Source organism: Rosenbergiella sp. YN46 (assembly GCF_036620675.1).
Lineage (GTDB): Bacteria > Pseudomonadota > Gammaproteobacteria > Enterobacterales > Enterobacteriaceae > Jejubacter.
Map to the genome: position 1 here is coordinate 1 of NZ_JAZHEE010000003.1, position 26855 is coordinate 26855.

General features: G+C 58.0%; 31 protein-coding genes and 1 other RNA gene. 10 read left to right on the forward strand and 22 right to left on the reverse strand.

Features of this window, described 5'->3' with window-relative positions; genetic code table 11:
• Positions 1–619: 619 nt before the first annotated feature.
• The 4 genes from rnpB to garL form a co-directional block, all read right to left on the reverse strand.
• An RNA gene (gene rnpB, locus V3W49_RS03335) (RNase P RNA component class A) lies at positions 620–996 on the reverse strand.
• 32 nt (positions 997–1028) lie between these two features.
• Positions 1029–2174, reverse strand: a complete 1146-nt coding sequence (locus V3W49_RS03340; protein WP_500143690.1) for a glycerate kinase — start codon at positions 2172–2174, stop codon at positions 1029–1031.
• A 59-nt stretch (positions 2175–2233) separates the two neighbouring features.
• Positions 2234–3124, reverse strand: coding sequence for a 2-hydroxy-3-oxopropionate reductase (gene garR / locus V3W49_RS03345; protein WP_500143692.1), 891 nt, complete (start codon positions 3122–3124; stop codon positions 2234–2236).
• Between the two features lie 31 nt (positions 3125–3155).
• Complete coding sequence (gene garL / locus V3W49_RS03350) at positions 3156–3926, reverse strand: 2-dehydro-3-deoxyglucarate aldolase (protein ID WP_500143693.1); 771 nt, start codon at positions 3924–3926, stop codon at positions 3156–3158.
• Positions 3927–4302: 376 nt separating this feature from the next.
• On the opposite strand from garL, the gene garD reads away from it, so the two are divergent.
• Positions 4303–5874 (forward strand): galactarate dehydratase, encoded by a 1572-nt coding sequence (garD, locus tag V3W49_RS03355; RefSeq protein ID WP_500143695.1) that lies wholly within the window; start codon positions 4303–4305, stop codon positions 5872–5874.
• A gap of 113 nt (positions 5875–5987) precedes the next feature.
• On the opposite strand, the gene rsmI is transcribed toward garD, so the two are convergent.
• Positions 5988–6851, reverse strand: a complete 864-nt coding sequence (gene rsmI, locus V3W49_RS03360; RefSeq protein ID WP_500143696.1) for a 16S rRNA (cytidine(1402)-2'-O)-methyltransferase — start codon at positions 6849–6851, stop codon at positions 5988–5990.
• Positions 6852–6912: 61 nt separating this feature from the next.
• On the opposite strand from rsmI, the gene V3W49_RS03365 reads away from it, so the two are divergent.
• From V3W49_RS03365 to dolP, 4 genes are read left to right on the forward strand one after another with little or no spacing between them, the layout of a single operon-like run.
• On the forward strand, positions 6913–9030 hold the full coding sequence (locus tag V3W49_RS03365; RefSeq protein ID WP_500143697.1) for a penicillin-binding protein activator: 2118 nt from the start codon (positions 6913–6915) through the stop codon (positions 9028–9030).
• On the forward strand, positions 8985–9383 hold the full coding sequence (locus tag V3W49_RS03370; RefSeq protein WP_500143699.1) for a YraN family protein: 399 nt from the start codon (positions 8985–8987) through the stop codon (positions 9381–9383). The genes V3W49_RS03365 and V3W49_RS03370 overlap by 46 nt, the downstream gene beginning before the upstream one ends.
• Before the next feature lie 26 nt (positions 9384–9409).
• On the forward strand, positions 9410–9997 hold the full coding sequence (gene diaA, locus V3W49_RS03375; protein ID WP_500143700.1) for a DnaA initiator-associating protein DiaA: 588 nt from the start codon (positions 9410–9412) through the stop codon (positions 9995–9997).
• Between the two features lie 14 nt (positions 9998–10011).
• Positions 10012–10587 (forward strand): division/outer membrane stress-associated lipid-binding lipoprotein, encoded by a 576-nt coding sequence (gene dolP / locus V3W49_RS03380; protein WP_500143701.1) that lies wholly within the window; start codon positions 10012–10014, stop codon positions 10585–10587.
• 140 nt (positions 10588–10727) lie between these two features.
• Here dolP and V3W49_RS03385 read toward each other — a convergent pair whose 3' ends face one another.
• The 4 genes from V3W49_RS03385 to V3W49_RS03400 all read right to left on the reverse strand — a co-directional run bounded on the left by V3W49_RS03385 (position 10728) and on the right by V3W49_RS03400 (position 13130).
• Complete coding sequence (locus tag V3W49_RS03385; RefSeq protein ID WP_500143702.1) at positions 10728–11003, reverse strand: hypothetical protein; 276 nt, start codon at positions 11001–11003, stop codon at positions 10728–10730.
• A 231-nt stretch (positions 11004–11234) separates the two neighbouring features.
• Complete coding sequence (locus V3W49_RS03390) at positions 11235–11777, reverse strand: YfaZ family outer membrane protein (RefSeq protein WP_500143704.1); 543 nt, start codon at positions 11775–11777, stop codon at positions 11235–11237.
• Between the two features lie 235 nt (positions 11778–12012).
• Positions 12013–12660 carry an NAD-dependent epimerase/dehydratase family protein gene (locus tag V3W49_RS03395; protein WP_500143705.1) on the reverse strand — a complete coding sequence of 216 codons (648 nt, stop codon included), beginning with the start codon at positions 12658–12660 and terminating at the stop codon, positions 12013–12015.
• A 38-nt stretch (positions 12661–12698) separates the two neighbouring features.
• Positions 12699–13130 carry a YhbP family protein gene (locus V3W49_RS03400; RefSeq protein ID WP_500143706.1) on the reverse strand — a complete coding sequence of 144 codons (432 nt, stop codon included), beginning with the start codon at positions 13128–13130 and terminating at the stop codon, positions 12699–12701.
• 102 nt (positions 13131–13232) lie between these two features.
• On the opposite strand from V3W49_RS03400, the gene V3W49_RS03405 reads away from it, so the two are divergent.
• Positions 13233–13520 carry a GIY-YIG nuclease family protein gene (locus V3W49_RS03405; protein ID WP_500144003.1) on the forward strand — a complete coding sequence of 96 codons (288 nt, stop codon included), beginning with the start codon at positions 13233–13235 and terminating at the stop codon, positions 13518–13520.
• Here V3W49_RS03405 and V3W49_RS03410 read toward each other — a convergent pair.
• A complete protein-coding gene (locus tag V3W49_RS03410) occupies positions 13507–14010 on the reverse strand; it encodes a GNAT family N-acetyltransferase (RefSeq protein ID WP_500143707.1) in 504 nt (167 codons plus the stop codon). The two genes, V3W49_RS03405 and V3W49_RS03410, sit on opposite strands and share 14 nt — an antisense overlap.
• Positions 14004–14528, reverse strand: a complete 525-nt coding sequence (ubiT, locus tag V3W49_RS03415) for a ubiquinone anaerobic biosynthesis accessory factor UbiT (protein ID WP_500143710.1) — start codon at positions 14526–14528, stop codon at positions 14004–14006. The genes V3W49_RS03410 and ubiT overlap by 7 nt, the downstream gene beginning before the upstream one ends.
• Positions 14529–14836: 308 nt before the next feature.
• Here ubiT and ubiU point away from each other — a divergent pair, with 308 nt between their 5' ends.
• Together ubiU and V3W49_RS03425 are read left to right on the forward strand one after the other, a co-directional pair.
• Complete coding sequence (gene ubiU / locus V3W49_RS03420) at positions 14837–15832, forward strand: ubiquinone anaerobic biosynthesis protein UbiU (protein WP_500143712.1); 996 nt, start codon at positions 14837–14839, stop codon at positions 15830–15832.
• A 43-nt stretch (positions 15833–15875) separates the two neighbouring features.
• On the forward strand, positions 15876–16757 hold the full coding sequence (locus tag V3W49_RS03425) for a U32 family peptidase (RefSeq protein ID WP_500143713.1): 882 nt from the start codon (positions 15876–15878) through the stop codon (positions 16755–16757).
• A 69-nt stretch (positions 16758–16826) separates the two neighbouring features.
• Here the strand turns inward: V3W49_RS03425 and V3W49_RS03430 are convergent, their stop codons facing one another.
• Complete coding sequence (locus V3W49_RS03430) at positions 16827–17150, reverse strand: CcdB family protein (RefSeq protein ID WP_500143714.1); 324 nt, start codon at positions 17148–17150, stop codon at positions 16827–16829.
• A gap of 20 nt (positions 17151–17170) precedes the next feature.
• A complete protein-coding gene (locus V3W49_RS03435) occupies positions 17171–17419 on the reverse strand; it encodes a type II toxin-antitoxin system CcdA family antitoxin (protein ID WP_500143715.1) in 249 nt (82 codons plus the stop codon).
• 216 nt (positions 17420–17635) lie between these two features.
• Between V3W49_RS03435 and V3W49_RS03440 the strand changes: the two genes are divergently transcribed.
• Positions 17636–18658 carry a luciferase-like monooxygenase gene (locus V3W49_RS03440; RefSeq protein WP_500143716.1) on the forward strand — a complete coding sequence of 341 codons (1023 nt, stop codon included), beginning with the start codon at positions 17636–17638 and terminating at the stop codon, positions 18656–18658.
• Here the strand turns inward: V3W49_RS03440 and V3W49_RS03445 are convergent.
• From V3W49_RS03445 to V3W49_RS03485, 9 genes are all read right to left on the reverse strand, one after another.
• The gene (locus V3W49_RS03445; RefSeq protein WP_500144004.1) at positions 18655–20565 is read right to left on the reverse strand and encodes a BglG family transcription antiterminator; all 1911 of its coding nucleotides are present in this window, start codon (positions 20563–20565) and stop codon (positions 18655–18657) included. The two genes, V3W49_RS03440 and V3W49_RS03445, sit on opposite strands and share 4 nt — an antisense overlap.
• Before the next feature lie 197 nt (positions 20566–20762).
• Complete coding sequence (dagF, locus tag V3W49_RS03450; protein WP_500143718.1) at positions 20763–21503, reverse strand: 2-dehydro-3-deoxy-phosphogluconate aldolase; 741 nt, start codon at positions 21501–21503, stop codon at positions 20763–20765.
• Entirely contained in the window at positions 21500–22615 is a 1116-nt protein-coding gene (locus tag V3W49_RS03455; RefSeq protein ID WP_500143719.1) for a DgaE family pyridoxal phosphate-dependent ammonia lyase, read from the reverse strand. The genes dagF and V3W49_RS03455 overlap by 4 nt, the downstream gene beginning before the upstream one ends.
• Complete coding sequence (locus V3W49_RS03460; protein WP_500143720.1) at positions 22599–23732, reverse strand: amidohydrolase/deacetylase family metallohydrolase; 1134 nt, start codon at positions 23730–23732, stop codon at positions 22599–22601. Before V3W49_RS03460 ends, V3W49_RS03455 begins: the two co-directional genes overlap by 17 nt.
• Positions 23733–23777: 45 nt before the next feature.
• The gene (locus V3W49_RS03465) at positions 23778–24419 is read right to left on the reverse strand and encodes a DUF4310 family protein (protein WP_500143722.1); all 642 of its coding nucleotides are present in this window, start codon (positions 24417–24419) and stop codon (positions 23778–23780) included.
• Between the two features lie 11 nt (positions 24420–24430).
• The gene (locus V3W49_RS03470; protein WP_500143723.1) at positions 24431–25207 is read right to left on the reverse strand and encodes a DUF4311 domain-containing protein; all 777 of its coding nucleotides are present in this window, start codon (positions 25205–25207) and stop codon (positions 24431–24433) included.
• Positions 25208–25232: 25 nt separating this feature from the next.
• Positions 25233–25535: a DUF4312 family protein gene (locus V3W49_RS03475; protein WP_500144006.1), complete on the reverse strand. Its 303-nt coding sequence runs from the start codon at positions 25533–25535 to the stop codon at positions 25233–25235.
• Positions 25535–25897: an SFCGS family glycine-rich protein gene (locus V3W49_RS03480; protein WP_500143724.1), complete on the reverse strand. Its 363-nt coding sequence runs from the start codon at positions 25895–25897 to the stop codon at positions 25535–25537. The genes V3W49_RS03475 and V3W49_RS03480 overlap by 1 nt, the downstream gene beginning before the upstream one ends.
• An 18-nt stretch (positions 25898–25915) precedes the next feature.
• On the reverse strand, positions 25916–26257 hold the full coding sequence (locus tag V3W49_RS03485) for a glycine dehydrogenase (RefSeq protein ID WP_500143725.1): 342 nt from the start codon (positions 26255–26257) through the stop codon (positions 25916–25918).
• Between the two features lie 304 nt (positions 26258–26561).
• Here V3W49_RS03485 and V3W49_RS03490 point away from each other — a divergent pair, with 304 nt between their 5' ends.
• On the forward strand, positions 26562–26846 hold the full coding sequence (locus tag V3W49_RS03490; protein WP_500144009.1) for a hypothetical protein: 285 nt from the start codon (positions 26562–26564) through the stop codon (positions 26844–26846).
• The last annotated feature ends 9 nt before the right edge of the window (positions 26847–26855 follow it).

The window sequence follows — 26855 nt, forward strand, 5'->3', positions numbered from 1 at the left end:
CAAACTCGGTACGTAATGACATGATATCTCTCGCATCCCAGGGCATAAGCGACTCCATAAACGGGCTCTTATGCCTTAGTTGTAAGTGTCTACCATGTCCCCGAACAAGTGTTCACTATGTCCCCGGACCGTACACTCCCAAAGGGAGAGGGGACTGGCTGGCGCCGGTTTTATCCCTTCCCCCGGAACCGGCACGTCTGAAGGGAGAGGGGACTCGCTGGCGCCGGTTTTTATCCCTTCCCCCGAAACCGGCACGCCTGAAGGGAGAGAGGACTCGCTGGCGCCGGTTTTATCCCTTCCCCCGGAACCGACACGCCTGAAGGGAGAGAGGACTCGCTGGCGCCGGTTTTATCCCTTCCCCCGGAACCGGCACGCCTGAAGGGAGAGAGGACTCGCTGGCGCCGGTTTTATCCCTTCCCCCGAAACCGGCACGCCTGAAGGGAGAGAGGACTCGCTGGCGCCGGTTTTATCCCTTCCCCCGAAACCGACACGTCTGAAGGGAGAGAGGACTCGCTGGCGCCATTTTTTCTCCCTCTCCCTCTGGGAGAGGGCCGGGGTGAGGGGAAACATACCGGCCCCAAATGCAAAAACCCCGCTGCAGGCAGCGGGGTTTGATAATGAGTGAAGCTAACCGATAAGCCGGGTTCTGTCGTGGACAATCATTCCTCTAGGCCAGCAATCGCTCACTGGCTCAAGCAGCCTACCCGGGTTCAGTACGGGCCGTACCATGCGAACCCCTATTTGGCCTTGCTCCGGGTGGAGTTTACCGTGCCACGAACTGTTGCCAGCCGCGCGGTGCGCTCTTACCGCACCCTTTCACCCTTACCTGATCCCGCTTGCGCGGGCCATCGGCGGTTTGCTCTCTGTTGCACTAGTCGTAGGCTTGCGCCCCCCAGGCGTTACCTGGCACCCTGCCCTATGGAGCCCGGACTTTCCTCCCCTCCGCCCGTCTCCCCGAAAGGACGACGACGAAGCGGCGATTGTCTGGTTAGCTTCGGCGCGCAGTATAGAGGTTTTCCCGGGCGCTGTCACGCCGCGCAGGTCATTCCGGCCCGCACGGTGGCCGCCACATTACGCGCGGTACGGTAAATATTGTCAAAGGCGTTATCCAGCGCCTCTTCCAGCGTCACAACGCCGTTTAGCACGCTAAAGACTGCATCGATACCGTGCTGATGCACCACCGACACATCCGGCGCCAGACTACCGGCAATGCCAATCACCGGTTTATGATACTTAGCGGCCACGTTAGCCACACCAACCGGCACCTTGCCCTGTACGCTCTGGCTATCCATGCGCCCTTCGCCAGTCACCACCAGGGTGCAGTTATGAATATGATCTTCAAGATTCAGGGCGCGGGTCACGATCTCCACCCCGCTCTTCAGTTCCGCCCCCAGAAACGCCAGCAGCGCCGCTCCCATACCGCCAGCGGCGCCGGCCCCCGGCGCCCGGGTTACGTCAATATTCAGTGACCGTTCGATCAGCATGGCGTAATGCGCCAGGTTTTGGTCGAGCTGGCGAATCATCGCCGCATCGGCCCCTTTCTGCGGCCCAAAAATATGCGATGCGCCATGTTCCCCGGTCAGAGGATTGGTCACATCGCAAGCCACCAGTATCTCGCAGCGCTTCAGGCGCGAGTCCAGCCGCGTCAGATCGATGCGATTCAACGACGCCAGCGCGCCACCGCCGGGGCCGATCTCACGGTCGTTACCATCCAGCAATCGCGCCCCCAGCGCCTGAACCATACCCACGCCGCCGTCATTAGTAGCACTGCCGCCAATCCCGATAATAATGCGTCGGGCACCACTTTCCAGCGCCGCCAGAATCAGTTCACCAGTGCCCCGGGAAGTGGTCAGCAGCGGATCGCGCCGGGTCAGCGGCACCAGCGCCAGTCCGCTGGCCTCCGCCATCTCAATAAAGGCGGTATGGCCATCGCCGGAAAGCCCCCAACTGGCCGTGACCCTCTCGCTCAGCGGGCCGGTGACCTGAACCTGCATCCTGCGCCCTTGCGTGGCAGCGATCATGGCTTCCACCGTCCCCTCGCCGCCATCGGCGACCGGTACGGACACATACTCCGCCTCCGGAAAGATCTCCCGGAATCCCTTTTCAATGGCCTGAGCCACCCTGGCTGCGGGAAGGCTCTCTTTATACGAGTCGGGTGCGATGATGATTTTCATATACAGTCCATGCGGGCGAAAAAGCAAGGCGCGCCGGGAGCGCCCTTCTCATTCAGCCATTACTTACTGACTTCAACCTTCGCCAGGTTTTCATAGTAACGGGCCAGCGCGCTGTGGTCAGAAGAGCCGTGACCATCGACGCGTAGCGCCTGCATCATCTCCATGACCGCTGCGGTCAGCGGCAACTGGGCGCCTACGCCGTGGGAGGTATCCAGGGCATTCGCCAGATCCTTGATATGCAAATCGATACGAAAGCCCGGTTTAAAGTTACGTTCCAGCACCATCGGCGCTTTGGCGTCCAGCACGGTGCTGCCAGCCAGCCCGCCGCGAATCGCCTGATAGACCAGCTCGGGATTGACCCCGGCCCTGGTGGCCAGCACCAGCGCTTCGGACATGGCGGCGATATTCAGCGCCACAATCACCTGGTTGGCCAGTTTGGTAACGTTACCGGCGCCAATCTCCCCGGTATGCACCACCGAACCTGCCATCGCTTTCATCAGGTCGTAATATTTATCAAACACCGCTTTATCGCCGCCCACCATCACGGAAAGGGTGCCGTCGATAGCCTTCGGCTCGCCACCGCTCACCGGCGCATCCAGCATACTGACGCCTTTGGCCTGCAGCGCGGTACAGATATCCCTGCTGGCCAGCGGTGCGATGGAGCTCATATCAATCAGGGTAAGTCCCGGGTGCGCCCCTTCGATCAGACCATTTTCACCCAGTGCCACTTCCGTCACCTGGGGCGAGTTCGGCAACATGGTGATCACCACGTCACACCGTTCCGCCACCTCTTTGGGCGTTGCAGCGCTGGCGGCGCCCAGTTCCAGCATCTCAACGGTGGTCTCTTTATGGTGATCCAGTATCACCAGCGAGTATCCCGCCTTGATCAGGTTCTTGCTCATCGGTTTGCCCATAATGCCAAGGCCAATGAAACCCACTTTTACTGTCATGACGTTGTTCTCCTGCTAATTCGTTGTGTGATTACTTTTTAAAGCGATCCGCCAGGGCCTGAGTGGCTGCGCGGAAAACCCCAAGGTCGCTGCCCACCGCCACAAAGGTGGCACCCCACTCCAGATAGCGTCGGGCGTCCGCGTCTACCGGCGCCAGAATGCCGGAAGGCTTGCCGTGCGCTCTGGCACGCTCAAAGATATGAGTAATAACCCGCTGCACCTCCGGGTGCCCCGGCTCGCCCAGGTATCCCAGCGCCGCAGAGAGATCGCCAGGCCCCACAAAGATGCCATCCACCCCGTCGGTAGCGGCGATAGCATCCAGGTTATCGACCCCCAACTGACTTTCTATCTGAACCAGTACGGTGATGTTGTCGTTCACCTGACGAAAATAGTCCGGCGTCGTGCCATAGCAATTGCTGCGATGCGATACCGACACGCCGCGGATGCCGTGAGGCGGGTAGCGGGTAGAGGCCACAGCCTGAGCCGCCTCTTCTGCCGTTTCAACGAAGGGGATCAGGAAGTTATAAAATCCGATATCCAGCAGCCGCTTGATCACAACCGGCTCGTTGGTCGGCGCACGTACTACCGGCGCGCTGTCACTGCCCTGAAGAGCCATCAACTGCGGAATAAAGGTCGAAATGTCGTTAGGCGCGTGTTCGCCATCCAGCACTATCCAGTCGAAGCCCGCCAGGCCCAGCACTTCAGTGCTGATGGGGTTCGCCAGCGCGCTCCAGCAGCCAATCTGAATCTGATGCGCCGCCAGCGCGGCCTTAAAGGAGTTAGGAAAGATATTTTTATTCATTCGGTTAACCCTTGTCTGAGAGGTTATTCTGGCGCGCCGGGCGGCCCATCCGGTTAAATTTACCGGGATCGAACTGTCGTCCAGTATAAGCAGCTCGCTCCGCCACGACACTGGGCGTATGCCCAGGAGATGCCATTAAAATGCGTTTTTTTATGGTCATCTGACTGACTCTGTGGGGGATTACCCACAGATTTAGATTTTGCAGCCCCCACCATATGGGGCTTTGCCGTCCTGAGTGAGTTACATCACATTTTCCCGTCCGGCATTACCGCATTCTTTTTAGCCACATCCTGGAGCGGCGCCGTGAAATCGCGCCGCCCGTATCGGCGAAATAACGAATAACGCACATAACCAGAACGCTGGAGATAAGTGAACCATGAGCAATCCGGAAATCGCACACCCCGTATCGCCACCGTTTTATATTCGGGTTAACCCTCAGGATAACGTCGCTATCATCGTTAATGACGGCGGTCTGAAGGCCGGAAGCCGTTTCCCCGACGGGCTAACGCTGACGGAACATATTCCCCAGGGTCATAAGGTCGCACTAAAGGATATCGCCGACGGCGGCGCCATCGTGCGCTATGGCGAAATTATCGGCTATGCGCTGCGCGCCATTCCCCGGGGAAGCTGGATAGACGAGTCGCTGGTCGCCTTACCCGACGCGCCGCCGCTGGAAAGCCTGCCCCTGGCAACCCGGGTTCCGGCCCCCCTGCCGCCCCTGGACGGCTATACGTTCGAAGGCTATCGCAATGACGACGGCAGCGTCGGCACCAAAAACCTGCTGGGGATTACCACCAGCGTTCAGTGCGTTTCCGGCGTAGTGGATTATGTGGTGAGAATCATCGAGCGCGATCTGCTGCCGGAATATCCCAACGTCGATGGCGTGGTGGGGCTAAACCACCTTTACGGCTGCGGCGTGGCGATTAACGCGCCAGCCGCCGTCGTCCCCATCCGCACTATCCATAATCTGGCGCTGAACCCTAACTTCGGCGGCGAAGTGATGGTGGTCGGGCTGGGCTGCGAAAAGCTGCAGCCGGAACGGCTGCTACAGGGCACCGAAGACGCCACGCCCATTGCCGTTGATGCCGCAAGCGTAGTGCGGCTTCAGGATGAGCATCACCAGGGATTCCGCGCCATGGTGGACGATATCCTGGCGGTGGCCCGTCGCCATCTGGAAAAACTGAATCGGCGGACGCGTGAAACCTGCCCGGCGTCGGAGCTGGTGGTAGGAATGCAGTGCGGCGGCAGCGACGCCTTTTCCGGCGTTACCGCGAATCCGGCGGTGGGCTTCGCTTCGGACTTGCTGGTACGCTGCGGCGCCACGGTGATGTTTTCCGAAGTCACAGAAGTACGCGATGCCATCCACCTGTTGACCCCGCGTGCCGCCGATGTGGAAGTCGGGAAAAGGCTGCTGGAAGAGATGGCCTGGTACGACGACTACCTGAACGCCGGACGTACCGATCGCAGCGCCAACCCATCCCCGGGCAACAAGAAAGGCGGGCTGGCGAACGTGGTAGAAAAAGCGCTGGGCTCCATCGCCAAATCGGGAAGTAGCGCCATCGCCGAGGTACTTTCCCCCGGCCAGCGCCCGAGTCGCCGCGGACTGATCTACGCCGCCACCCCGGCCAGCGATTTCGTCTGCGGCACTCAGCAGGTGGCGTCCGGCATTACATTGCAGGTTTTCACCACCGGGCGTGGCACCCCGTACGGTCTGGTCGCGGTTCCGGTCATCAAGATGGCCACCCGCAGCGAGCTGGCCCGGCGCTGGTATGACTTAATGGATATTAATGCCGGCACCATCGCTACCGGCGAAGAGAGCATCGAAGAGGTGGGCTGGCGCCTGTTTCATCTGATTCTCGATGTGGCGAGCGGCCGTAAAAAAACCTTTTCCGACCAGTGGGGGCTGCACAACCAGCTGGCGGTGTTTAATCCGGCGCCGGTGACCTGATTCGCCGCGGCGGCGGTTCGTATCTGCGGGCTGCCGCCAAAGCCGCCTAAAACCCCGGCGATTCACCACTCTCAACCGACGAAAGGGTAAACCAGCGGCTAGCGGCTCCACGGTTATTCTCCCTGCTGCTCCAGCGCATATTTATACAGCGCGTTCTTCTTCACGCCATGGATTTCGGCCGTCAGTTGAGCCGCCTTTTTCAGCGGCAGTTCCGTCTGCAGCAGCGCCAGCGTTCGCAGGGCATCGGCGGGCAGCGCCTCTTCCTGAACTTTATGGCCTTCGACGATCAGCACCATCTCGCCCTTACGGCGGTTTTCATCTTCCTTCACCCACGCCAGCAGCTCCGCTACCGGCGCGCCGTGAATGGTTTCCCAGGTCTTGGTCAACTCACGGGCCAGCACCACATAACGCGCATCACCCAGTACGCCACGAATATCCTCCAGGCTTTCCAGCAGCCGGTGAGTGGATTCATAAAAGATCAGCGTACGCGGTTCATTTTCCAGCGCCTGGAGCGCATCGCGTCGACCTTTCGGCTTTGCGGGCAGAAAGCCTTCGTAACAGAAGCGATCGGAAGGCAGGCCGGCCGCGCTCAGAGCGGTAATAGCCGCACAGGGGCCTGGCAGCGGCACCACGTTAATGCCCGCTTCCCGACAGCTACGCACCAGATGATAGCCGGGATCGTTAATCAGCGGCGTACCGGCATCAGAAACCAGAGCGATACTCTGCCCTTCCTGCAGTCTGTTACGCAAAATTTCCGATTTTTGCTGCTCATTGTGATCATGCAGCGCGAACAGGCGAGCATTAATCGCAAAATGCTGTAGCAACAATCCGGTATGGCGGGTATCCTCCGCGGCAATGAGATCAACGGCCCGCAGCACGTCCAGCGCGCGCTGCGTGATGTCGCCCAGGTTACCGATGGGCGTGGGCACAATATAAAGCGTACCGCCAGAAATCGCCGTTGAATCGTGTTGTTTCATTGTTTCATCTCTATTGCCGAATTAATATTTGTGCACTGAGTAAAAAAGCACTGGATACAGTATGGTACCGTCTAAATTAGTTAGTTCGAAGGCCGGGCGCTGTCTGCCGGTCGTGCTGGCAGCCCTGTTTTTCGCCGGCTGCGGCACCCAGGCACCGGAAAAAAACACCGCCCTGCTTCAGGGCGACACTAAGGCCAGCTCCGCGTTCTACCTGCAGCAAATGCGGCAGAATGCAGATAATAACAAGACGACATGGCAATTACTCGCCGTTCGTGCACTACTCCAGGAGGGAAAAACCAGCCAGGCCATCGAGCTATGGAAGCAGGTACCCACTGAGCTAACCGAAGCGCAACGCCAGGAATATACGCTGCTGAGCGCCCAGGTAAAAATCGCCCAAAAAGACTACGCGGGCGCAACCTCAGATCTGAATCAGCTGGACGTACAACAGCTTCCTGCTGCTCAGCAGGCCCGTTACTGGCAGGCGCACATCGACGCAAGCCAGGGGAAGCCGTCGCTGGATCTGCTGCGCGCATTGGTGGCTCAGGAACCATTGCTGACAGGTGATGCGAAGCAGAAGAACATCGACGCCACCTGGCAGGCGCTTTCCGCCATGACCCAGGAGCAGGCCAGATCTCTGGTGATCAACGCCGATGAAAACACCCTGCAGGGCTGGCTGGATCTGCAACAGGTCTGGTTCAACAATCGCAGCGATCCAAAGATGCTACAGGCGGGCATTAAAGACTGGCAGACCCGTTACCCGCAAAACCCCGGCGCCATCCAGTTGCCAACGGCGCTGAGCAACGCCCGGGACTACAAACCGGCCTCAACCGATAAAATTGCGCTCCTGCTGCCGCTTAACGGCCAGGCGGCGGTCTTTGGCCGCGCTATCCAGCAGGGTTTTGAAGCGGCGAAAAACGCGGGCGTCAGCCCGGCGCTACCTGCGCAGTCCCAGCCGGCGCCGCAAAACGATCCTGCTGCGGATCAGCAGCAGTCTCCGGCCCCCGAAAGCCCTTCGGATAACACCGACGGTAACGACGTAGCCAGCCCGTCATCGGCTTCGGTGGACGATCTGACCGGCGAACGCTCGCAAACCCCGCAGCCGCAGCTGGATTCAGCACAGCAGGCAGCGGAACAGCCGCAGCAGACGGTAAACCCGGCCTCTCAGGCCGACGCCAGCGCTGCGCAGCCGCCGCAGGCGACCAGCGCACCGGCGCGTCCGCAGGCCAGCATCCAGGTTTATGACACCACCAGCCAGCCGATTGAGCAGCTCCTTGCTCAGGCCCAGCACGATGGGGCTTCCCTGGTGGTGGGGCCGCTGCTGAAAAACAACGTCAGCAAGCTGGCCGCCAGCAACAGCCCACTCAATATTCTGGCGCTGAATCAGCCGGAAAACGTGACGCCAACGGCGAACATCTGCTACTTCGCCCTGTCGCCGGAAGATGAAGCGCGCGATGCCGCTAACCATATCTGGCAGCAAGGCAAACGCGCGCCTCTGCTGCTGGTGCCCTACAGCCCCCTGGGCGACCGGGTTTCTAAGGCGTTTGTCGATCAGTGGCAAAGCCTGGGCGGCGGTACCGTTATGCAGCAGAAATTTGGTTCTCTGGGCGAGCTGCGTCAGAAAATTAATGGCGGTTCCGGCATTGCATTGACCGGCACCCCGATCGGCGGCAGCCAGCCGACCGGCGGCGTCGACAGCGCGCCGTCGCCGGCCCCGAACGCTTCCGCCAGTCAGAACGGCAGCGTGGATTCCGCGTGGATTATGGCGAACCGCAGCGAGATAGCGCTTATCAAGCCGCTTATCGCGATGCGTACCGGCAGCCGCAGCGGCGTCCAGCTTTACGCCAGTTCGCGCAGCGCCCAGGCCGGTTCCGGCGCCGACTTCCGTCTGGAAATGGAAGGATTACAGTTCAGCGAAATCCCCATGCTGGCAGGCGACAATCCGGGCCTGATGCAGCAGGCGTTGAGCGCTTCCAACGGCGACTATTCGCTGGCGCGCCTGTACGCCATGGGGGTAGACGCCTGGACCATCGCTAACAACTTCTCGCAGATGCGCCAGGTACCGGGTTATCAGGTGAACGGCAATACCGGCACCCTGTCGGCTACCCCGGACTGCGTGATTGGCCGGAAAATGGTATGGCTCAAATACCAGCAGGGTCGCATCGTTCCGGCGGGCTACTAAATCGCCGACGGCTGGGTGCGAGCTATGAGGCTCGCGCCCGCCGCTGGCTGGAGCGTAAAGGACTGCGCTTCCTGGCCGCTAACGTGCATGCGTCCGGTGGCGAGATCGATCTCATCATGACTCAGGGCCACACTATCGTCTTTGTTGAAGTTCGCTACCGATGCAGTTCCCTGTATGGCGGCGCTGCCGCCAGCGTCACTTACGCCAAGCAGCAAAAACTGCTGCGTGCCGCCCGTTCGTGGCTAGCCCGCCACAATGGGAGTTTTGACACTGTGGATTGCCGTTTCGATGTGTTAGCCTTCACCGGCGATGAGGCTGAGTGGATCGTCGACGCTTTCACCCTTAACAGATAATTTGTATTTTATTTCAAAGGATTATCGTGCTAGAAAGAATCAAAGTCTGCTTTACGGAAAGCATTCAAACCCAGATAGCTGCGGCAGAAGCGCTTCCGGATGCCATTTCTCGTGCAGCGATGACGCTGGTTCAGTCTCTGCTCAACGGCAATAAGATTCTGTGTTGCGGCAACGGCGCTTCTGCGGCAAACGCCCAGCACTTTGCCGCCAGTATGATCAACCGTTTTGAAACCGAACGTCCCAGTCTGCCCGCCATTGCCCTCAACGCCGACAACGTGGTGCTTACCGCCATCAGCAACGATCGCCTGCAGGAAGAGATTTATGCCAAACAGGTACGGGCGCTGGGTCAGGCGGGAGACGTGCTAATGGCGATCTCGACGCGCGGCAACAGCCGGGATATTGTTAAAGCCGTCGAGGCGGCAGTGACAAGGGATATGACCATTGTCGCACTCACCGGATACGATGGCGGTGAGCTGGCTGGCCTGCTGGGGCCTCAGGATGTGGAAATCCGTATCCCCTCCCAGCGCAGCGCACGCATTCAGGAGATGCATATGCTGACGGTTAACTGCCTGTGCGATCTGATCGATAACACCTTATTTCCCCTACCGGGATGATGAAAGGAGCACTCATGAAGGTATTAACGCCCCTGGCAGTTTTGATGGCTGCCCTGTTATTGCAAGGCTGTGTCGGTGCCGTTGTGGCCGGCAGCGCGGCCGTTGCCACCAAAACCGCCACCGACCCGCGTACCATGGGCACCCAGGTGGACGACAGCACGCTGGAGCTGCGCGTCAATAATGCGCTTTCGAAAGATGCGCAGCTGAAGAAAGAAGCACGGATCAGCGTTACCGCCTACCAGAGTCGCGTATTGCTGACCGGCCAGGCTCCCAGCACTGAACTGGCTGCACAGGCTAAGCAGATAGCGCTGGGCGTTGAAGGCGCCAGCGAAGTCTATAACGAAATCCGTCAGGGCCAGCCGGTTACAATGGGCACCGCCTCTTCGGATACCTGGATCACCACCAAAGTGCGTTCCCAACTGCTGACCAGCGACCAGGTGAAGTCTTCAAACGTGAAGGTGACCACCGAAAACGGTGAAGTCTTCCTGCTGGGCGTCGTTACCGAAGCCGAAGGTAAGGCCGCGGCGGATATCGCCAGCCGGGTCAGCGGCGTAAAACACGTTACCACCGCGTTTAACTACATAAAGTAACCAACCTGCCAGCAAGGCACTACGTAACTACCAGGCCGCAGCGAATAACGTTGCGGCCTCTTCTCATTTCAGCTTACAGATATTTTTTCGCGCCGCTGCTGGTGCGAATACGCGGGATACAACAGTAAAGTGGAGCCAGGTTATCCCCATGTTCTAAAAAGAAAAATCAAAGCCATAGCAACAGTAATAACAACACAAATAAAGACGCTGCCAGAAAACTCTTGCAATGCCGCTAAATATTCCTGGCCGTTTTTATTTATTCTTTCAATAGCCTCTTTTTCACTTTCAGCATCGACTTCGCTATGATATTTTCTAAATCCCTTGCTTCTCATCTCATACCTGACGGCAGCATTTACCAATACTTTCGGGATCGCCTTAGATTCATCGTTTTTTATAAAAACAATATATCTCTCCATCAACAAGTCTCCTTTTGTTATGGTGTGGCAATCCATACCTTTTATATGGTGGATTCGCTTAGTGATACCTGACTTTTATCATTTTTTGAATCAGATCCTTTTTTAGATTAAAACCTGAAATATTCGCCGGCAAACGACTTAAATTTCTGCCCGATACCGATAACTAAATATATCTGAGGAAATGAAGCGACGAGGAAAGAGATTACCCCGCCGGTCGGCGGGGTAGCTGTATTAGAAAGTGACGCCGGCGGAAGCGTACAGACCATCGTACAGGGTGTGGCTCGGACGGCCGTGCTTGCCATCCACGCCCGCATAGCGGTAACCCGCCTTCAGGGTCACCAGAGAGATCGGGCTCCAGCTCACGCCTGCGTTAGCTTCGGTGTAGTTTTTCACGCTGTTGTTCAGCCCTTCCGGCGCCACGTACCCTTCGCCAAACAGCGCGATGCTGTCGGTCAGGTTCACGCTCAGACCGCCGCCAATCGGGAAGGCCACGCCGTTATCGCCTTTCTTCGGCCCGATGTAGAGCGCTTTAGCACCAACATTCGCCATTACCGGCCCCAGACCCAGGTTATAACCGATACCGGCACCGCCGACCTGTGTGCCGTCGTCGACGTTTTTCAGCCAGTTACCTTCCAGATAAAGACCGCTGGAGCTTTTACCCATTTCGGCTTCCAGATTGGTCCAGTTTTTACCGCCTTCAAAGCTTACGCCCATCGCGAAACCAGAGCTGGAAACTAACAGAGCAGACAGCGCCGCAATTTTAATTGCTTTCATAATAACCACTACTTAAAAAGTTAGACAACGATATCCTTAATTATTCATTGACTCCCGGTAGATATTAACATCCCGTTATCAATCTGAGATCAGAACATCTTTATCCATAAAATGATATCCTGAAATAACCCCTTTGTTTCAGGATATACCGAAAGCGCCCGGCGATTATAAAGGCTGTGCCGGGTGCCTCAATACCTTTATGCAAGATATTGAGCTACGGTTAAGAAACTAAAGATTATTCCGATTTATGCGCGCGAGAAATAGCCCGCAGCTTTCCGGAATCCAGAATCTGAACGCCTTCATAAGGCGTAAACGCGGTTTCCAGCAGCGCCGTCGCGACATCCTTCGCCTGAATAGCGTGCCAGCGGCCAGGCAGCAGGCGGAAAAGCGGCGCGAACAGCGATTCATTCAGACGCCGCTTTTCCCGCTGGCCCAGCAGCATGGAAGGACGAGCGAGGGTCAGACGCGGCCAGTCCTGAGCAATCAGCGCCTGTTCCATCTCGCCTTTCACCCGGTTATAAAAGAAAAACGAGCGGGCGCTGGCGCCCATACTGCTGACCACCAGCATCTGGGTCGCGCCCAGACGGCGCCCCACCAGCGCGCTATCCACCACCAGTGTATAGTCCGCCAGCACAAAGGCATTTTTACTACCGGCTTCGCTACGGGTGGTGCCCAGACAGCAGAACACCGTATCCACCGGTTCGTTCAGCCTGGCCATAGCGTCGCTGAGTTGGGGGTCGCAGGGATTAAACACTTTCGGCGACCCAGGCAGCGGGCGGCGGGTCGGCGCCGCGATATTCTCCACCCGCTCATCCTCAATCAGCAACCGCAGCAGTTCCCGCCCAACCAACCCTGTCGCCCCTGTGATCATCACCCGGCTCACCTGTCGCCTCCTTAAATCTTCTGATACCGGCTGACCCATCAGTCAGGCTGACGCCGCCAGCTCAGCTTTTTACCAAAACCCAGCGTGTTGTCAGTAAACTTCAGCTCGTCCACGCGAATCTCCCAGACCGGCGCAGACATCGCCCGCGCAACCGGAAAACGTCGGCAGTAAAGCGCGCGCTTTTCCTCTGCCTCGTCCCCTTCCAGTAAACGTAACTCACCGCGATACTGCACGCCGCGAATCAGCGCGACGCTCTTCGGCTGACCGTTAACGGTACCCGCCACTTTTACCAGCCCGTTGGCCATTCGCCCGTGTCGGGTATCGGTATCGCTCAACAAATAGAAAGCGACACGCCCGGCATCAAAGATGTAAAAAGCATTAGCGCACCAGATATCGTCTTCACGAGCGACGCAATACGTCACCACATGTTGTTTATTCAGCCAGCGGCTGATGATTGTCAGGGCTTCCATCGCAAACTCCAGATAATTTTTTTGAGCGTAGCGATAACCACGCCGTGCCGCCAGTGCCCGGACATGCTATGGTGCGTTAACCGCCCAAAATACATAAAAATGATGTCTGACTGGTCGCTCTACATTATCCAAACCGCCCAAAATCATCTCTATACCGGCATTACTACTGATGTGCCGCGTCGCCTGCGCCAGCATCAGAGCGGGAAGGGAGCAAAGGCGCTACGTGGCAAAGGGGAACTGCGGCTGGTGTTCAGCCGCCAGTTAGGGGATCGTTCCCTGGCCCTGCGTATGGAATACCGCATTAAGCAGCTTTCCCGGGCGCAGAAAGAGAAGCTTATCGTTAGCAGCGGCGATTTCGAAACGCTGCTGGCCACGCTTAAAAACGATTGAAATGGTCGGAATACTCTACCAGACCGCTAACGCCTTCCAGTGCGTCAGCGGCCAGCCGATGCACCTGGAAAGCCGCTTCGCTGCCCGGCCAGCGGCAGCGAAGGCCGTAATTCGCCGCTGTTTCAAAGCCCAGACGCCCATAGAATGCCGGATCGCCAAGGGTCGCCACTGCGGCATAACCAAATTCGTTGAGAGAATCCAGCCCCTCGAATACCAGCTGACGGGCGACGCCCTGGCCGCGCCAGGCTTCATCCACCGCCAGCGGCGCCAGGCCAACCCACTGCAGTTCCTCACCCTCTACGCTTACCGGGCTGAAGGCCACATAACCCACCACCTGGCCATCATCGTCCGTGGCCACCAGCCCCAGGGTCAGTAACCCGTCTTCACGCAGCGCGTGTACCAGTTTCGCCTCGCCATCGCCGTCAAAATTACGGCGCAGCAGGGCATCAATACCCGGCGCATCAATGGGGATCTCGACTCGAATCAGCATGCTTCACCTACCGAAGTTTCTGTGGTCGGCGGCGCCGTCTTCAGCCCCGCCTCTACAAAGTCAGCCAGCTGTGTCAGCAGAACGCGCAGCGGTTTCGGCATGGCGTCCAGCTCAATGGCATCCATCAGGTTTTTAACATACAGCCCCAGTTCCGTGTCCCCTTCAATCACCAGGCGACGCTGGAAAAAGAGCGTATCCGGATCCTGTTTACGGGCGGCGATCAGCAGCAGGTCGTTAGCGTTGGCGCTAAAACTGACGTCCGCCTGACCCTGTTCGCGTACCACCAGCTTACCGTCCTGAACCGAGGTGAGCCAGCGCAGGCCGATATCGCGTACGTTGATACTCAACCAGCGTCCCTCAAGGAAATCAAGCTCGCCCTCTTCCAGCGCCTGGCGGAACTGCCAGCCCAGCAGCTGTTCCAGCAACTGGCGCTTAAGCGCAAAGGGGGTCAGCACTATCGGGGTTCTGACCAGAGACGGGCCAAGCTGTACCAGACGGGAACGCAGTTTCTCCAACACGGGCTTTACTCCTTGTGAACAATAGAGCCGCTATTGTGCCACACTGGCACGGACGAATAGCGGCCCAAATCAACAATTCTGCGGCTGGTGGCGCAGCACTCCCCCCATCATTACGCGATTAACTGCCTCAAATCAAAAAGTGATACGGGCAGGTTAGATAGGCTGTGTCCCTTAATCCTTCATGACGCTGGCGCCCAGAAAAAAGACCGCTGGCAGGGCGAAGGGCGCAACGCAGAGTGGATCTCTGTCCAGGCCCGAAACACAGTCAGCGATTTTTTCGCACGCGCCCCCACTATTCAGGATACGCTATGGAATTGCTTTGCCCGGCCGGGAATCTTCCGGCGCTGAAGGCGGCCATCGAAAACGGCGCCGATGCGGTTTACATCGGCCTGAAAGATGACACCAACGCCCGCCACTTTGCCGGTCTCAACTTTACCGAAAAACGGTTGCAGGAAGCGGTTAACTTCGTCCATCGCGAGGGCCGAAAACTGCATATTGCGATTAATACCTTCGCCCATCCGGACGGATTTTCCCGCTGGGAGCGTGCCGTGGATATGGCGGCGCAACTGGGCGCCGATGCCCTGATTCTGGCGGATCTGGCCATGCTGGAGTACGCTGCGAAGCGCTACCCTGACGTGGAACGCCACGTTTCCGTGCAGGCATCCGCCACCAATGAAGAGGCGATTCGATTCTATAAAAATCATTTCGATGTCTCCCGCGTGGTGCTGCCACGGGTGCTCTCCATCCACCAGGTGAAACAGCTGGCGCGGGTCACGCCAGTGCCGCTGGAAGTCTTCGCTTTCGGCAGCCTGTGCATTATGGCTGAAGGACGCTGCTATCTTTCGTCTTACCTGACCGGTGAATCCCCCAATACCGTTGGCGCCTGCTCCCCTGCCCGCTTCGTACGCTGGCAGCAGACCAGCAAAGGGCTGGAATCGCGCCTGAACGAGGTACTGATCGACCGCTATCAGGAAGGCGAGAATGCCGGATATCCCACCCTGTGCAAGGGCCGCTATCTGGTAGACAACCAGCGCTACCATGCCCTGGAAGAACCTACCAGCCTCAATACCCTGGAATTGCTGCCAACCCTGCTTTCCGCCGGTATCGCCTCGGTGAAAATCGAAGGGCGCCAGCGCAGCCCGGCCTACGTTAGCCAGGTGGCGAAAGTGTGGCGTCAGGCCATCGACCGCTGTATGGCGAATCCGCAGGACTTCACGCCTCAGAAGGAGTGGATGGAAGCGCTGGGCGCCATGGCCGAAGGTACCCAGACCACCCTGGGCGCCTATCACCGTAAGTGGCAGTAAGACGATATTCGATACGCCACTGCAAGTGGCGACAGGAGATGAGATGAAATACTCCCTTGGGCCGGTTCTGTGGTACTGGCCAACCGCACGGCTGGAAAGCTTTTATCATGCCGCGGCAAACAGCCGCGCCGATATCGTTTACCTTGGCGAGAGCGTTTGCAGCAAGCGGCGCGCCACCAAAGCGGGCGAATGGCTGGAAATGGCGAAAAGTCTGGCCGCTGCGGGTAAACAGGTGGTGCTTTCCACCATGGCGCTGGTGCAGGCGCCTTCCGAACTGAACGAACTAAAGCGCTATGTGGAAAACGGCGACTTTATGATCGAAGCCAGCGATCTGGCCGCCGTCAATATGGCCGCCGAGCGCCGTCTGCCCTTTGTGGCCGGCCACGCCCTGAACTGCTATAACGCCGTAACCCTGCGCCTGTTACAGATGCAGGGCATGGTACGCTGGTGTATGCCGGTGGAGCTTTCCCGGGACTGGCTGGCGAACCTGCTGAATCAGTGTGAAGATATCGGCATTCGCAGCCGCTTTGAAGTCGAGGTTCTGAGCTATGGCCACCTGCCGCTGGCCTATTCCGCACGCTGCTTCACCGCCCGCTCCGAAGACAGGCCGAAAGACGAATGCGAAACCTGCTGCATTAACTACCCGAACGGGCGCGATATGCTGTCTCAGGAGCAGCAGAAGGTCTTTACCCTGAACGGTATTCAGACCATGAGCGGCTACGTCTACAATCTTGGCAATGAGCTGGCATCAATGAAGGGGATGGTGGATATCGTTCGTCTGTCGCCGGAAGATGAATCCACCCTGGATATGCTCAACCGCTTTCGGGATAACGAAGCAGGAGAAGCGCCGCTCAGCCTGGCGGCCAACAGCGACTGCAACGGCTACTGGCGCCGGGTTTCCGGACTGGAACTGGTGCTGGATTAAGCGCCTCACCCCAGGCTGAACGTCACCAGTTTACAGCCTCAATCTCAGGCGGCCTCCATGGCCGCTTTATTATGCATTGGTCACAATAGCGTCAATAGCGGCCAGAATTTCGTTTCTGGAATCAGCCAGGTTGACCACAAAGTCGCGCCGGTCGATCTTTCTGGCCTCCAGAAAGGTCATGGCGGGCATAAAAACGTAATGCTCAGTGCCGTTCACCATAATCGCAGGCGTGACCCGCCGCTGTGTCAGGGTCAGCGCATCTGCCGCCACCAGCGGGACAATAACCCGGGTCGCCAGGGTATCGAAATAGTCATGTTGCAGGATCAGATAATAAGGCCAGAATGCGTTGGATCGCATTGACGGATTACGATAAACATCAAACTGTCTGGCCATGGTGTCACTCCTTTACGCCATTAAATACCGCCAAAAAAGTCGTCGTCGCCAGGCGTTCCCGCTTTTGCCATAAAGGCATTCATCGCCTGGATATCCTGCTTCTCTTTGCCCATCTGCCGCTGTTTCTCTTCTATCGCCTGAGCCAGCAACTGGTCAAGGGTTGCAGACAAATTGATATCCAGACTGCGAGCCTTCTCGACAAGCGATGCCGTCAGATAAACGTTGGTGCTCCGCTTATGGCCGCGACGAAGTGGAATAACCGAACTCATAACCGCCCTCCTCTGTGCATGGGTATGCGCAGAATTATGCGCCCAACAGAACAAAAATCAACCAGATTATTGCGAACAAAAACGCAAACCGGCATCTTCAACCGCTCGCATTGCCAATCCCATAACAAACATTTTCAGGCACCATCACAGGTCAGATTCTGGTAAATCAGCCAGAATAAAATGAGACTCCGGACCTTCAATCTGATGTGAGCCACTATGTCTGAATTAAATTACGTCCCCCTGTCAGTACTCGACCTCGCACCTGTTCCCCAGGACGCCGACGCCCGGGAGGCGTTCCAGCGTTCGCTGGCGCTGGCCCAGTTGGCTGAAAAACAGGGCTATCACCGCTACTGGCTGGCGGAGCACCACAATATGAGCGGCATCGCCAGCGCAGCAACCTCGGTGCTGATCGGCTGGCTGGCGGCCAGAACCCAGACGCTACACCTGGGCTCCGGCGGCGTGATGTTGCCGAACCACGCCCCGCTGGTTATCGCCGAGCAGTTCGGTACCCTGGAAGCGCTGTTTCCCGGCCGTATCGATCTGGGGCTGGGGCGAGCGCCAGGCAGCGATCAGCGCACTATGATGGCTCTGCGTCGTCATATGAGCCATCAGGACGTGGATAACTTCCCGCATGATGTGGCGGAGCTGGTCGCCTGGTTCGATGCCGATGAAAGCGCCCCTGAACCGCCGGTACGCCCGGTTCCCGGTTACGGTTCGAAAATTCCGGTGTGGCTGCTGGGCTCCAGCCTGTACAGCGCCCAGCTGGCGGCGCAAATGGGCCTGCCTTTCGCTTTCGCATCGCACTTCGCGCCAGCGATGATGCTACAGGCGCTGCAGCTGTATCGCGAACAGTTCCGCCCTTCGGCGCGTCTGGAGAAACCCTGGGCGATGGTCTGTATCAACGTTATCGCCGCCGATAGCAACCGCGACGCCGAATACCTTTTTACCTCCATGCAGCAGTCGTTCGTCACGCTGCGCCGCGGTAATCCCGGCCAGTTGCCGCCGCCTGTCGACAATATCGACAGCTTCTGGAGTCCGGCGGAGCAGTACGGCGTGGAACAGGCGCTGAGCATGTCGCTGGTCGGGGATAAGGCGAAGGTGCGCCACGGGCTGGAAACGGTACTGCGGGAAACCCAGGCGGACGAGATAATGGTTAACGGCCAGATCTTCGACAATCAGGCGCGTCTGCACTCCTACTCTCTGACTATGCAGGCTTACCGCGAGCTGATGGGCCGTTAAAACCGGCTAAGCGAATCCATCGCCAGCGCCTTAAACTCGGCGAAGTCCCGGCTTTCACAGAGCCGGGGCGTGGCACGCTCGCGCAGAAAGGTGACGAACAGATCGTAAATCGCCATCGCCTCTTCGTATTCGCTTTTACTGATGGCCAGCAGGAAGATGACGCTGGCCACCTCATCGCCCCACTGGATACCCTGAGGCGCCAGCACGGTATAGACCACCGTACGCTTCGCCAGCAGCCCCAGCGAGTGCGGCAGCGCAATGCCCTCGCCCAGCATGGTGCTGACGATCGCTTCCCGCTCCACCACCGATGGCAGGAAGTCGTGTTCCACATACCCCTCCTGCTCCAGCTGCGCGCACAGTTCGTCGAACAGCGCCTGCTGGCTCATCGGCTGGTCGATAATCCGGAAATGTTGAGGATCGAAATACTTTTCCAGCAGCCAGGGGCGGGTTCTGTCCACCAGTACCAGTTTGCCAATCTGATCCAGCTGATAGTCGGTGGGGAATGGCGACATCACCACCACCGGTTTGTCTTTTTCACCAATCCGCGCGGTGGAAATCACGAAATCCTCGCCAATACTGGTCTGCTGCTCATATTCACGCAGCGAAATAATGCGCGCCACCTCCATCTGCGGATATTTGCGTAGCAGCATTGCCTGGATCATCCGTACCGTCGAATTGCCGGTATCGCACACCAGCAGCACCCGGGGCTGGCGCTGATAGCCGATATTGTAGTGGCGCTCCAGCCCCACCCCGATATGCAGCACCAGGAAACCTACTTCGTTTTCGCTGATGGTATAGGGTGTATGCTTGCCCCAGCTGGAAACCGCCGCCAGAGTCATATCCCAGGCCAGCGGGTAGTGCTGCTTAATATTGTTGAGCAGCGGGTTGGGCAGGTTAATCTGATAGCGCACCCGAGTGATCATGGTCTTAATGTGGGTCAGCAGATCGGCGCGCAGCTGATCGTCGGTCAGCAGGTTGTAGTTAAAGTGGCTGTTGATATAGCGCAGGATGTAGCTGACCAGGGTTTCGGCATCGTCGGCGCTGATGGCGCTGGGCGCCACCTCCTGAATCTGACGGGCGGCGATATGCACCCGCAGCCAGGCCTCTTCCGATGAAGAAAGGGGCTTGTCGGTCAGCTTCTGCAACGCCATCGCAATATGGTGCGCGGCGTGGCACACGCTGTCGTCCACATCGTCGGCGGTAAAACCGGAAAGCGGATAGCCTTCGCCAATACGCCGTAAGGCTACCGCGCAATAAAGGCAGATAAACTGCTGGCCTTCATCGGTCATTCGTATTCCACACTGACTGAAGCTTTCCTGCACCAGGGTCGCCATTTGAACCAGCGCGCCGGCGGTCAGGGATTCTTCAGTCAGCAGCGGATTATCGCTGTCTTCCTGCCAGATTTTCCACAGCAGATCGGTCAGACAGGCGCGCATCGCCATTTCATTGCCGAACAGCTTCATGCCGTGGCGCGGCCGGGTCTCTATCGTCAGGTTGTAGCGGCTGAACCACTCGCGCACCTCGGCCATATCGCTTTGCAGGGTGGCGCGACTGACGAACCACTCCTCTGCCAAATCTTCCAGCTTCAGTGAAAAAGCGGAATTCAGGAAACGCACCAGCAGATAGTGAACCCGCTCATTCGCGCTGCGGGGAATACGTAACTGTCGGGATGGGGCCTCACACAGACGGGCGTAGCGCTGAGGGTCATCCACCTTCAGCTGATAACCGGCTCCGCGATTCAGAACAAACTGGGCGCCGTGGCTTTGCAACAGCGCATTCAGCGCCGTGATATCGGCGCGTACGGTACGAGTGGAAACCGAAAGACGCCGCGCCAGCTCATCCTGAGGCAGGGTTTCGTTTTGCAACATCTCAAAAAGTTGAGCCAGACGGGGATTCGGGAATCGCACTTCAGTTTCCTCACTCATTGCCCGGGCGCCCTGGCCCGGATTACTGCGGGGTTCGGCCTGTCGCCGGGGTATAACGCACTATCTGCGGCCAGAAAGGTTACTGGTTTACCGCACGATTGGGTATCGATGAACCCACGTTTCTCCTCAATTCAGCGATATCTAACGGCCCTCCCCTTTCAGGGAGGGCCGGGTCGGGATTAGCCTACCAGTTTTTTCGTCATCGCCAGCAGTTGGCGCACCTCTTCCGGACGGGTATCGCCGCTCGCCTTATCGATAATCGAGCTATAGATGTGAGGGATAATCTTGCTCACCCCGGCATCCAGCGCGATCTTCATGATCTCTTCAAAGTTTTCCAGATCGATGCCGCCGGTCGGCTCCAGCCAGAAGTCGTGCTGCGCGCAGGCTTTGGCCACCGCCGCAAACTCATCGCGGCACTTCAGGCCACCCATCGGGAAATACTTGATGGAGCTACCGCCCATATCCTTGAGCAGCGCAATAGCGGTCTCAACCGGTACAATGCCGTCCGGCGCGCCGGAACTTAACGGCCCGGTGGAGATTTTCACCATACCCACAGTTCCGGTGGGGGAGACCAGGCCATTCACCACGGTATCGTTCTGCCCCAGCAGCACCCGGCTCGGGCCCACGCCGGTGAAGACCTGGTTCACGTGCTGCGGCTGCACTTCACGCGAAATGGCGCTCACCATCGCCGACTGATTCGGATCGCCTGCGCCCAGACCAACGGACAGCGCATTATCAATCAGTTTCGCATATTCACGCATATCCGCCACCGCGCTCGCCACATCCGGATAGTTTTTGGACAGCACGCCCACCAGCACATGGCCTTCCGCCGCTTCGTAGATCGCCTGCGCGTTGGCTTTCGATCCCGCCAGAACGTTCAGACAGACGCGGTCGCGGTAAAAGTTGGGGGTCAGTTTCATGCCTGTTTCTCCTTCAGTAGCTCGCTGATACGGCGATAAATAATTTCCAGTTGCTGTGCGGTCACGCTGCGCACGTCCGCTTCGATAATGCCTTCATTGGCCTTGTAACCGCGGAAATAGATGGCGTATTCGCCCTGCTTCAGCGCCTGAACCAGGTCGCCGGTGGCGATACCGGTAGTCGCTTCATCAAACTTGATTTCGGCCCGGGCGATATCACGCCCGGCAGCATCCCAGACCACCCGGGCGCTCACGCCATCCAGGGTATTCAGGGCGTCGATGAAGGGAGTCATCTTCGCCACCATCTCCGCTCCGCTCTCTTTGGCGGCGCTCAGGTAGTGTTCGATAGCGCAGGTCAGACCAAGGATCCCCTCTTTGCCCACCTTCATGGCGCGGCCAATACCGCCCGCCTGGCGCTTTACCCACTCCACGTACTGATGACGGCCAATAACCAGACCGCTGGTCGGCCCTTCGATCGCTTTCGCACCGCTGTAGATAACCAGATCCGCGCCAGCCTGATAGTAGCGCTGCAGATCTTCTTCCGCCGCGGCGTCGACAATCAGCGGCAGGTTATGGGCGCGGGCAACTTCTGCGGCCTGGGCCACGTTCAGCATACTCTTCTGAACGCAGTGGTGGGATTTGATGTAAAGGATCGCGGCGGTACGCGGCGTGATCGCCGCCGCCAGATGGGCCGGGGAGCATTCGTTGGCGTAACCGGCTTCCACAATTTTACCGCCACCCAGCGCCACCATAGTGCCTACCGGCGCGCCGAAGTTAACGTTGTGGCCCTTCGGCAGGACTATCTCATTATTTTCCACTGGCGTGACGTGCAGGTTTTCCAGCAGCCAGTCGCAGTCTTTCACCAGAACCGCCGCCACCGACTGGGCGATCCCCGCTGAAGCGCAGGAGACCACGGTCGCCGCTTCCACATCCAGCAGCCGGGCGATGTATTCGCCGGTTTTGTTGACCAGATCCTTCATTTCGAAGTAGTGGTTCATACCGGTGTTTACCGCCTCCACCACTTCCGGGCGCGGCGTGGAAACGCCCAGAATGGTCATTCGCCCGGAGGCGTTAATCACCTGTTTCAGGTGGTACTTCTCATAAATCGAAGACATGTTCTGCTTTTCCTTGTTCGGTGGTGAACCACTGCCCGGCGCGCAGCGCGGCCAGCGGGACAATCTGCTCTTCCGCTTGCAGGCTGTCGTTTTCGGCATCGACGAACAGCGTCGGCTGGCGGCGCAGCGCGAAGAGGGTCAGGTCGGCGTCGGCGCCCACTTCCAGACGCCCTTTCCGGCTCAGACGCAGCCCTTCGGCGGCGTTAACGGTGACGCAGTCGATCACTTCCGAAAGCGTCATACCAATAGCGAGGAATTTAGACATCACCGACGCCAGGCTATATACCGGGCCGTTAATCCGGTTTTTACAGTAGATATCGGAACTGATGGTGTGCGGCAGAATTCCCAGCGAAATCGCCTGCTGGGCCACCGCGAAGCTGAAGCTGGCGGTACCGTGGCCCACATCCATCCGCACCCCGCGTTCGATGGCCCGGCTAACGGCCGCGCGCAGCTCGCCTTCCGGCGTCAGAATACGGTTCGGCTTACCGTTATAGCAGTGGGTGATAATGTCGCCGCTACCCAGCAGCTCGGCAATCTCATCCAGATCCGGCGGATTGTTGCCGACGTGCACCATCAGCGGCAGACCGCCGTTGGCTTTCTGAATCGCTTTAGCGCGCTCCAGCGGCTTAATGCCGTTTTCGCCCACCACGCTGCTGCTCATACGCGCCTTAATGCCGACAATAAAGTCGGGATGGCGGCGAATCGCATCGCCCGCCGCATCGGCGTCGATGTTCTCCATCCGCGCCAGTTCGTTCTGGGCTATCAGCCCAACCCGGGAGATATTCAGCAGCGCATACACCTGGGTGGTAGCCGCCCGGGTGAGCTGGTAAAAATCATCCACGTCATCGGCGCCGGTGCTACCGGCATCGACCACCGTGGTGACGCCGGTGGCGATCCCGACACTATCCGGTTCGTCGTGATAAATCGGGGATTTGGGATAGCAGTGCACGTGGGAGTCAATCCAGCCCGCGCTGACGTAGCCCTTGCCGTCCAGATTGAGTTCTTCACGCGCCGGGCCGGATACTTCGCCCACAGCGGCGATTTTCCCGTCCAGGATAGCGATATCAACAATGCGCTCATCCGCCAGACGAGCCTGACGCAGGATCAAATCAAACATGGGTCTCTCCTCAATAAACCGGGCGCCAGCGGCGCCCGTAAGTCATTAGATAGCGACCGGGAAAAAGTAACCGAACACCATAGCGCCGAGGATGGCGCCGCCGGTAATGGGCTTCTGCCAGATATAGAATCCCAGCGCGCCAAGCAGCGAACCCACGCCGATCGGAATGGAAGCGCCCATCGCGCTCAGGATGATAAGAGGCCCCAGAAAGCGGCCGGAGGCGTTACCGGCACCCATCATCACGTCGGCGCCGTAGGTGGTGTTGCCCTGATTTACGGTGAACTTACGCGCCAGGATAATCACGTAACCAACAGCCAGACCAAGCACCAGGCCGGTCGCCAGCGAGGCAGCGAAGTTCGCTACCGGGAAGACAAAGCCTGCGCCCAGCAGCAGCGCCGGTACGCCCAGCCCAATGCCGGTTTGAATCGCCCCGCCGATATCCAGAATCCCTACCAGCGAGCCTTCGATAATACGGGCGAACAGGAAGCTGGCGCCAAAGGCCGCTACTGCGCCGTAGACGCCGGTATCCATCCCCGCTTTCAGCATGGCCACGAAGGCCACTTCGTTAAAGGCGCCAATACCGTGTATATAGTACATGTGGGTACCGGCGAAGACGCCAGCGGACAGCAGGCCAACAAAGATCGGGAACGACCAGTCGGCATACCAGAAACCTTTATTCTGTTCCATTTTCGCGCTCCTTATTTGCCGCTCATCGAGTTATGAATCAGTTCGAGCCAGTTCGGCACGCCCAGGTGGAAGGATTCCAGCAGTTTCATATCGAAGCCGCGGAAGAAGGCACTCATCACGAACAGAACGATAATGGCGCTCATCATCACTTTGGTGACGCGGTTCCAGCCGCTCTCTTCCACGCCCTTGCCGATCAGGATGCCCAGTACCAGACCCGGTACGGCGTTGCCCATAATCAGCTGCGCCAGACCGCCAAAAATGGTGGCCCAGAAACCAGAGCGTTTACCGGCATCGATAGCCGCCAGCCAGAAGATAACCGGCATTACGATGTTGACCAGCAGATTAGCCGCCGGTACCAGTACCTTCACTGCCGTGACCTGGAGCGCTTCTGGCACTGACGATGCGGTCAGGTTCAGGAAGGCCACTACCACCATACCGATGATGCCGCCGGCAATAGCCATCTTCTTCGGATCGTGCAGCGTTTGCGCCACATCGCGGTTTTTAATCATCAGCACCGCCGCCGCCCAGTTAGGGATAATGCGGTGGTCTACGTCCTGGGTGAAAGCGCCTGCGGCCACTGACGATGCCCAGGCGTTAAAGAAGAAGCCCAGACCAAATGAGAAGTGAGAGGCCGGGTCTCCCTCACAGGAGTTAAGTTCCCCCAGCGTACGAAACGCCCCCATCCCCTGGGTGGTGGGCGCGTGAAACATTCGTGCCGCTCCGGCGCCCACACCCACGCCGACCAGCGCGCCGATGATGAGCGATTTTATTAATATAATTAAGAACATCACTCTGCCCTTTTATTAAGATTACTTAGGTTTTCTCGACAAAATCCACTTTGTCGAGATTGATTGCCGTCACCTTCACTGTGACATCCAGCTCAATGCTGAAATCCCGCCTCTCCCGGCGCAGAAAGAAAAACAGAAACGCTTCTGTGCGTACCGCGACCTGCGCCTGAATCACCTCGACATCCTGGGGTTCAATGCGCAGCAAAATCTGGGGAGTCGATTTCATCACTGCGCCCTGAACTTTGCTCAGGGCGTCGGCAAAGGCCTTCGCTTTCGCGTCGCCTTTGCCGGTGACTCTCACCGTGGTGGTGAAGTGCTCTTTCATAATCAGGCGCCGTATTTCTTCTGCCAGGCCTGCACCAGACGTTCGCCTAACTCTTCTTTATCCATAAAACCGAAGCCCAGCACGTTGCAGCCTTCGTTAATGGCGGTCACGCCTTCATCTACTGAACGCATGCCGTATTTCGCTTTATAGCCGTACTTGTTCTGGGCGGTAATCGCGCCCGCGCCGCCGCTACCGCAAAAAGAGATGCCGAAGGTGGCCTCTTCCGCTTTCATCACGTCGCCCAGCTTCATATCCGCCGCCACGCCCGGGATAACCACCGCGCGACCGCCCGCCTTTTCCACGCCTTCTGCCACTTTCTGGCCTTTACCCAGACGATCGCCAATCACTACCGTAATCTGTGCCATGTTGTTACTCCTGATCCGTTAATCGTTATCTCTTGCCACTTCGAAATGCACCGACAGCAGCCAGGCCTCTTCGATCGGCAGGTTGCCGAACTTCGCTACCACTTGTTCCGCAAGCTGCATAGAGTCCTGCGAAATCTCGTCAAACAGGCTGGCGTCCACTTCCGGCAACGGTTCGCCGGTCACCGACCGGAACGCCATCGCCCTGACGTGCGAATCGAGCATCTGCTCCTGCACAGCGTTCGGGACTATCCCATGCTCTTTCAGCAGCGCCTTAATCCAGGCCAGCATCTCTTCCCCAAGGCGGGCTACCTGCTCATTCTGGCTGCTGGTCTCATTAACCATTACCGCTCCGTTTTCCACGCTAGATACCTTATTAATTGGGATGCCTTTTAACCTATAGGTAGAAGCGCAAGGTTTGTAGCGAGTTGTTTTCCACTTCGAAGTGGAAATGGCACTGCCCTAAGTGATCGGTTCCACATATTTCCCCGACATTAAGATTTATCCGCCCATTTATGTGATATTAATCACATAAATCCCCCTCATTTCGCCCAAAGCAGCATGCAAACCTGATGATCTGTTTTGAGATGTGGCGCACTATTTTCCTTCTGATATTTAAAAAACTTATCGCGATGCGAATTGACACGAAATCACTTTCCGCCAACTGCTGGTCTTTCTGACCTTTATGGAAAAAGGCAACATCGCCCGCACCGCAGAAGCGCAGGGATTAATCAGCGTCAGCATGCACCGGGCGCTGCATTCGCTGGAAGAGGAGGTACGCTACCCGCTGTTCGCCCACCGGGGATGCAACCAGGTGTCTCAGCCAGCGGCGCTGGTGCTCCAGCAGTATTGTCAACAGGCGGTAACGGCGGTGGATCGCGGTCTGGAAGAGGCCCGGCATGCTGAACGACGGCGCGCTGGACGCCATCCTGATTTCGATTTCCGAAAGTGAAACAGACCG